We start from the raw sequence: 7,764 nt of genomic DNA, 5'->3' as shown, positions 1-7,764 counted from the left end.
GCGGCGGCGCGCGACGCGCCGCCGGGGCCGGCCGCCGCGCTGGCCTGGGCGCGGGAGATGACGGCCCTGGCCGCCGTGTTCGGCGACCTGGGCGGCGACGCGCGCTTCGTGCGCGAGGTGGCGCAGGCGGCGCAATCGCTGCGCACGCTGGGCGTGGCCGGCGCGCTGGACGCGACCCTGGCCGCCATGCGCGCGGACCCCGCCTGAGGCGCAGCCGCCGCCTGGGCGGGCAGGCGCATCATGCTTGCGGCGGCGCCAGCCGGCCCAGCAGCGGTTCGAGCGCCATGCCGACCGCGAGGATCTGGCGATCCGCGCCGGGCAGCCCATCCACTTCCAGTCCGATCGGCAGCCCGTCCGCCGACAGGCCGGCCGGCAGGCTCAGGCCGGGCAGCCCGGCATTGCTGCCCGGATCGACGTTGCGCGCCAGCCGCTGGAACGTTTCCAGGCTGCTGGCTTCCGGCGCGGCCAGCGGCGGCGGCACCGGCACCGTGGGAAACAGCAGGCCGTGCAGCGCGTGCTGCTCGAACGCGCGGCGGTAGACGTCGATGAGCGCGTCGCGATGCACCGCGATGGCGCTGTCGTACAGAGGCCGCAGCGGCAACACCTCGCCCGATGGCGTGGGCAGCACGCCCGGCACGATCAGGTTGTCGAAGATGGCCTTGACGTCCGGGCTGGAGATCTGCGCGACGACGTCCTCGAAGCTCACCCCGACCGCATGGCGTTGCAGGTAATCGATCAGGTCGGGCTTCTGCTCGTACAGGCAGAGCGGCATGCTGGTGGCGGCGTTGCTGGCTTCCAGGCCGGGCATGTCGAGCGGGACCAGGGTCACGCCGGCCGCGCGCAGGCGCGCCAGGGCGGCCTGCGTCGCGGCCTCGACCTGCGGGTCCAGGTCCTGCCAGAAATAGGCGGGCAGGCCCAGCCGCAGGTCGGCGGCCTTCAGCGTCGGCAGCGGCGCGGCGTCGCCGCTCAGCACGGCGTCCAGCAGCGCGATGTCGGCCATTTCGTTGGCGATGGGGCCGGGGGTGTCGCGGGTATGCGAAATCGGCGTGATGGCGGCGCCGTCATAACGCCCCACCGATGGCCGGAAACCGACGGCGCCGTTGAGCGCGGCCGGCAGCCGCACCGAGGCGCCCGTGTCGGTGCCGAGCGCGGCCGGGACCAGCCGCGCGCCCACGGCGGCGCCGCTGCCCGAGGACGAGCCGCCGGCGATGCGCTCGGGGTCATAGGCGTTGCGGGTGCCCGCGCCGCGCGGGCCGGGATAGGCGGTGTTGAAGCCGGACACGCCGAACGCCAGTTCATGCATGTGCGTCTTGCCGACGATGACGGCGCCGGCCTCGCGCAGCCGCCGCACCACCGGCGCGTCCTCGGCCGGACGGAAGTGGCGCAGGGCGGGGGTGCCGGCGGTGTTGGGCAGTCCCGCGACGTGGATGTTGTCCTTGATGGCCACGGGCACGCCCTCCAGCGGTCGGGCGGCGCGGCCCGCGGCGCGCGCGGCATCGGCGGCCCGCGCCTGGGCCAGCGCGCCGTCGGCGTCGACGGCGATGAAGGCGTTGAGGTCCTGGCGGGACGCGATGCGGTCCAGGCAGCTGCGGGTCAGGGCTTCACTGGTGACGCGGCCCTCGCGAAACAGCGCCGCGGCTTCGGTCACGGTCGGGCAGGTCGGGGGCGTCCGGGGGGTGGGCATGGCGTGTTGTCTCCTTGTGGCTGCCATTTTGTCGGTTCGATCCCGATCTATACCTGTTCGACCGTGGCGCTGTCGAGCACGGCGCGTCGAGCGGGCGCTCCGGCCCGTGGCTGGAGCCGTCCCGCGGCGCCGCCGCAGGCGCTAACATAGACGGCACTTATACACGTACAAGTCCCCCGCTTATCCTGGTATGAACACTTCCCCCCAGGCCGGCGCCGCCGGTCACGAAGGCTCCCGCCTGCGCCGCCAGGCGCTGGGCGAGTTCGTGCGCAGCGCCCGCTCGCGCATCACCCCGCAGATGGCCGGCCTGCCCGAAGGCATGCGGCGCCGCACGCCGGGGCTGCGGCGCGAAGAGGTGGCGCAGCTGTGCGGCATCAGCGTCACCTGGTACACCTGGATCGAGCAGGGACGCGAGGTGTCGGTGTCGCCGTCGGTGTGGTCGCGCATCGCGGGGGTGCTGCAGCTGGCGCGGGCCGAGCGGGCCTATCTGTTCGACCTGGCCGATTGCGCCGACCCGCAGCATGCGCGCGACGATGCGATGGGGGCGCCGGGGTCGTTGCGCGAGTGCGTGGATGCGATCACCGCGCCGGCCTACGTGCTGGACCGGGCCTGGAACCTGCTGGCCTGTAATGAGCCGCTGCGGGATCTGTTCGACGACTGGCCGGCCCGGGATCCGGAGCCCAACCTGCTGCGCTACATCTTCCTGGATCCGGCGGCGCGCGAGCTGGTGGTGGACTGGGAGCAGCGGGCGCGGCGCGTGGTGGCCGAGTTCCGGGCGGATGCGGGGGCGCATCTGGATGAGCCGGCGGTGCTGGCGCTGATTGACGCCCTGAACCGGCAGAGCGCCGTGTTCGCCCATTGGTGGACGCGGCACGCGGTGGTGGAGCGCGAGGGCGGTCTACGCGAGTTCCAGCACCCGCGCCGTGGCACGTTGGCCTATCAGCAGATCACCTTTCGCCTGGCGACGCATTTGGATCTGAAGCTGGTGATGTTGCTGGGGGAGGAGTGATCTTTAGGCGCGAGTGACTTAGCAGCGGATGTTGGGGCGGGCGGTTTGCTTGGCGTTTTTGCCAGCAATCTTTGGGGTGGGAAGGGGCTTGCGGGGTCGCCAAAGACGGCCGCGCGGGCGGCCTTCTTTGGCGTTTGGGTGTCTGGCGTCGGGGCGGTGACGCTGCGCGCGGGGGGGCGGTCGGAGGGCGCTACTTGCTGTTGACCAGCAGGTCGCCGGGGAGGCCGGCTTCGATCAGGCCCAGCAGGAGTTTCTTGACGGGGGCGGGCAGGGCGGTGTCGGGGAGCTCGGCCTGGGTGATCCAGCGCTCGGGTTGCGTGGGCTGGCGCAGCGAGGCGCTGCGCACGGGCACGTACCAGGGGCGGATGTGCAGGCGGTAGTGGGTGAAGGTGTGGGCGAAGGCGGCGAGTTCGAAGCGCTGTTCGGGGTCCAGGCCTAGGGCGCGGGAGGCGGCCAGGGGGTCGCCGGCGGCGTCGAATTCGGGCAGGCTCCAGAGGCCGCCCCAGATACCGGGTTCGGGGCGCTGCTGCAGCAGGAAGGCGCCCTGGTGCTGCAGCACCAGCATGGCGGTCTCGCGTTCCGGAATCGCCTTGCGCGCCTTGGGCGTGGGCAGCTCAGCCTGGCGGCCGTCGCGCTTGGCGACACAGGTATCGGCGACCGGGCAGCGCTCACAGGCCGGCTTGCCGCGCGTGCAGAGGGTGGCGCCCAGGTCCATCAGGCCCTGGGTGTAGGCGGCCATGTCCAGGCCGGGGGCGGCGTCGACGTTGGCGTCGGCCAGGGCCCACAGGCGTTGTTCGATCTCGCGCTTGGCGGGGTCGCCGGCGATGCCGAATTGGCGGGTGAAGACGCGCTTGACGTTGCCGTCGAGAATGGGCGAGCGCTCGCCGTAGGCGAAGGCGGCGATGGCGGCGGCGGTCGAGCGGCCGATGCCGGGCAGGGTGGCGATGGCTTCGGCGGTGGGCGGGAAGCGGCCGTTCCAGTCGCGCGCGATTTCCTGGGCGCAGCGGTGCAGGTTGCGGGCGCGGGCGTAGTAGCCCAGGCCGGCCCAGTAGGGCATCACGTCTTCCTGGGCGGCGGCGGCCAGCGCCGCGACGTCGGGGAAGCGCTGCAGGAAGCGTTCGTAGTAGGGGATCACGGTGGCCACCTGCGTCTGCTGCAGCATGATCTCCGAGAGCCAGATGCGGTAGGGATCCCGGGTGTTTTGCCAGGGGAGATCGTGGCGGCCGTGCTGGCGTTGCCAGGCGACGATGCGAGGGGCGAAGTCCATGCCCGCAATTATCGCATCGCCCTATTGCCGGGGGTGGGGCGAGCGGTTACAACCGTAGGACAGAGGCGCATCGAGCGCCCGGAATTCACCTCCCGCCGCTTGCCCGCATGCGCTTCAAGAGGGCGTGGTGCGTTGGCTGCCGCGGGCGTTCCACGACCCTCGGAGTAGACATGAATGCCCCCCTCACGCCCGCGCTGCGCGCGGCGCTCGAATCCGTCCAGCTGGACGACAAATACACCCTCGAAAGTGGCCGCGCCTGGATGAGCGGCATCCACGCCCTGGTGCGCCTGCCGATGATGCAGCGGCTGCGCGACCTGCGCGCGGGGCTGAACACGGCCGGGTTCGTGTCGGGCTACCGGGGCTCGCCGCTGGGCGGGGTCGACCAGAACATGTGGAAGGCGGCCAAGTACCTGAAGGCGCACCACGTCGAGTTCCAGCCGGGCATCAACGAGGACCTGGCGGCCACCGCGGTGTGGGGCACGCAGCAGGTCAACCTGTTCCCGGGCGCCAAATACGACGGCGTGTTCGGCATGTGGTACGGCAAGGGGCCGGGCGTGGACCGCTGCGGCGACGTGTTCAAGCACGCCAACGCCGCCGGCACCTCGCCGCACGGCGGCGTGCTGGTGGTGGCCGGCGACGATCACCCGGCCAAGTCGTCGACGCTGCCGCACCAGAGCGATCACATCCTCAAGGCCTGCATGATCCCGGCGCTGTTCCCGTCGAGCGTGCAGGAGGTGCTGGACTACGGCCTGCACGGCTGGGCCATGAGCCGCTACGCCGGGGTCTGGGTCGGCATGAAATGCATTACCGACATCGTCGAGGTGTCGGCCTCGGTGGACGTGGATCCGTACCGCGTGCAGATCGTGCTGCCCGGGGATTTCCAGCTGCCGCCGGACGGCCTGAACATCCGCATCCCGGACACGCCCCTGCAGCAGGAGGCGCGGCTGCTGGACTACAAGCTGTACGCGGCGCTGGCCTACGCCCGCGCCAACAATCTGAACCGCGAGCTGTGGCAGGTGCCGGCGCGCGACGCGCGCTTCGGCATCATGACCTCGGGCAAGGCCTACCTGGACACGCGCCAGGCGCTGTCCGACCTGGGGCTGAGCGAGGCGGTGTGCCAGCGCATCGGCCTGCGGCTGTTCAAGGTCGGCATGGTGTGGCCGCTGGAATCCACCGGCATGGCGCAATTCGCCGACGGCCTGGACGAGATCCTGGTGGTCGAGGAAAAGCGCCAGGTGCTGGAATACCAGTTGAAGGAAGAACTGTTCAGCTGGATCGGCAGCGGCAAGAAGATCCCGCGCGTGGTCGGCAAGTTCGACGACAAGGACGGCGGCGAGTGGTCGGTGCCGCAGGGCAACTGGCTGCTGCCGGCGCACTACGAGTTTTCGCCGGCGATGGTGGCCAAGGCCATCGCCGCGCGCCTGCTGCGCTTCGAGCTGCCGGCCGACGTGCGCGCCGGCATCGAGGCGCGGCTGGCCTTCATTGCCGGCCGCGAACAGGCGCTGGCGCGGCCGCGCGTGGTGGAGGACCGCAAGCCGTGGTTCTGTTCGGGCTGTCCGCACAATACCTCGACGCGGGTGCCGGACGGCTCGCGCGGCATGGCCGGCATCGGCTGCCACTACATGGTGACCTGGATGGGCCGCAATACCCAGGTCTACACGCAGATGGGCGGCGAGGGCGTGCCGTGGCTGGGGCAGGCGCCGTTCACCGAAGAGAAGCACGTGTTCGCCAACCTCGGCGACGGCACCTACTTCCATTCGGGCCTGCTGGCGATCCGCGCGGCGGTGGCGGCCAAGGCGCCGATCACCTACAAGATCCTGTTCAACGACGCGGTGGCCATGACCGGCGGGCAGCCGGTGGATGGCCCCATCAGCGTGCCGATGATCAGCCGCCAGGTGGCGGCCGAGGGCATCGACAAGATCGTGGTGGTGACCGACGAGCCGGAAAAGTACCAGGGCATGGCCGGCATGGCGCCGGGCGTGCCGGTGAAACACCGCGACGAGCTGGACGCGGTGATGCGCGAGTTGCGCGAACACCCCGGCGTGTCGGTGCTGATCTATGACCAGACCTGTGCCACCGAGAAGCGCCGCCGCCGCAAGCGCGGCGCCTATCCCGATCCGGCGCGGCGCGTGGTCATCAACGAGCGCGTGTGCGAAGGCTGTGGCGACTGTTCGCAGAAATCGCACTGCCTGTCGGTGGAGCCGCTGGAGACCGAGTTCGGCCGCAAGCGCGCCATCAACCAGTCCAGCTGCAACAAAGACTTCTCCTGTCTGAAGGGCTTCTGCCCCAGCTTCGTCACGGTGGAAGGCGGCAAGCTGCGCAAGCCGCGCGCGCTGGCGCCGGAAGGCGCGGTCGACGACGAGGTGCCGCAACCGGCATTGCCGGGCCTGGCGCAAGCCTATGGCGTGTTCATCGCCGGCGTCGGCGGCACCGGCGTGGTCACCATCGGCCAGCTGCTGGGCATGGCCGCGCACCTGGAAGGCAAGGGCTGTTCGGTGCTGGACATGGCCGGCCTGGCGCAGAAGGGCGGCGCGGTGTATTCGCACGTGGTGCTGGCGCAGACGCCGGACCATTTGATGAATACGCGCGTGGCGATGGGCGAGGCCGACCTGATGCTGGCCGGCGACCTGGTGGTGGCGACCAGCGCCGACGCCATGGCGCGGCTGCGCCCGGGCCGCTCGCGCGCGCTGCTCAACAGCGACACCGCGCCCACCGCGGCGTTCGTGACCAATCCCGACTGGACGCTGCCGGGCGCCAACCTGACGGCGGACCTGCAGGCCGCCTGCGGCAAGGACAACCTGCACACGGTGGACGCGTCGGCGCTGGCCGTGGGCCTGCTGGGCGACGCCATCTACTCCAACCCGCTGATGATGGGCTACGCCTACCAGAAGGGCTGGCTGCCGCTGTCGCGCGAGTCCTTGCTGCGCGCCATCGAGCTGAACGGCCAGCAGGTGCCCAACAACCTGGCCGCCTTCGCCTGGGGCCGCCGCGCGGCCCACGATCTGGCCGGCGTCACGCGCCTGCTGGCCAACGGCGGCGCGCCGGCGCATCCGGACGACATCATCGAGATCCGCCGTCCGCGCGCGGCCAGTCCGGTGGTGGAGCTGAAGAAGCCGGCCGGCGAGCTGGAGCGCCTGGTCGAAACGCGCCGCGCGTTCCTGACGCAGTACCAGGACGCCGCTTATGCGCAGCAGTACGCCGAGCTGGTGGACAAGGTGGCGCATGCCGAGCACGAGGCCACCGGTACCCAGCGCCTGGCGCTGGCGGTGGCGCGCTACTACTTCAAGCTGCTGGCCTACAAGGACGAATACGAAGTGGCGCGGCTGTACACCGATGGCGCGTTCCTCAAGCGCATCGGCGAGCAGTTCGAGGGCGACTGGAAGCTGCGCTTCCACCTGGCCCCGCCGCTGTTCGCGCGCCGCGGCCCTGACGGCCATCTGGTCAAGAAGGCCTATGGCCCGGGCATGTTGCGGGTGTTCCGCCTGCTGGCGCGCATGAAGCGCCTGCGCGGCACGCGCTTCGACCCGTTCGGCTATACCCGCGAGCGTCGCGCCGAGCGCGAGCTGGCGCGTGAATACCGCGAGACGCTGACGGCGATCCTGTCCAAGCTCAACCGCGGCAACCTCGACCGCGCGGTGGCGCTGGCCAGCGTGCCGGAGGAGATCCGCGGCTACGGCCACGTGAAGGAGGCGGCCATGGAAAAGGCCGCCGCGCGGCGCGAGGCCCTGCTCAAGGACTTCACCGCCAACGTGGTGTCGATCGGGGGCGCGCGGGCGGCGTGAAGGGCGACGCCTGGCCAGGCTG

Annotated in this window: 4 protein-coding genes and 1 pseudogene; 3 read left to right on the top strand and 2 right to left on the bottom strand. The window is 71.1% G+C overall.

Annotated features, from left to right (window positions below):
- A pseudogene (locus tag AOZ53_RS34865) lies at positions 1-207 on the top strand (mannitol dehydrogenase family protein); the annotation flags it as partial.
- Between the two features lie 31 nt (positions 208-238).
- On the opposite strand, the gene iaaH reads toward AOZ53_RS34865, so the two are convergent.
- The gene (gene iaaH, locus AOZ53_RS27390) at positions 239-1,684 is read right to left on the bottom strand and encodes an indoleacetamide hydrolase (protein ID WP_082385790.1); all 1,446 of its coding nucleotides are present in this window, start codon (positions 1,682-1,684) and stop codon (positions 239-241) included.
- Between the two features lie 190 nt (positions 1,685-1,874).
- On the opposite strand from iaaH, the gene AOZ53_RS27385 reads away from it, so the two are divergent.
- Entirely contained in the window at positions 1,875-2,693 is an 819-nt protein-coding gene (locus tag AOZ53_RS27385; protein ID WP_054490173.1) for a helix-turn-helix transcriptional regulator, read from the top strand.
- 190 nt (positions 2,694-2,883) lie between these two features.
- Here the strand turns inward: AOZ53_RS27385 and mutY are convergent, their stop codons facing one another.
- Complete coding sequence (gene mutY, locus AOZ53_RS27380) at positions 2,884-3,960, bottom strand: A/G-specific adenine glycosylase (protein ID WP_054433169.1); 1,077 nt, start codon at positions 3,958-3,960, stop codon at positions 2,884-2,886.
- A gap of 170 nt (positions 3,961-4,130) precedes the next feature.
- On the opposite strand from mutY, the gene AOZ53_RS27375 reads away from it, so the two are divergent.
- Complete coding sequence (locus tag AOZ53_RS27375) at positions 4,131-7,742, top strand: indolepyruvate ferredoxin oxidoreductase family protein (RefSeq protein WP_054490172.1); 3,612 nt, start codon at positions 4,131-4,133, stop codon at positions 7,740-7,742.
- Positions 7,743-7,764: the final 22 nt, after the last annotated feature.

This window comes from Achromobacter sp. 2789STDY5608621 (assembly GCF_001299375.1).
GTDB lineage: Bacteria > Pseudomonadota > Gammaproteobacteria > Burkholderiales > Burkholderiaceae_B > Achromobacter > Achromobacter insuavis.
Note: the sequence above shows the minus strand (reverse complement) of the source record. Positions and strands in the feature narration are given on the sequence as shown.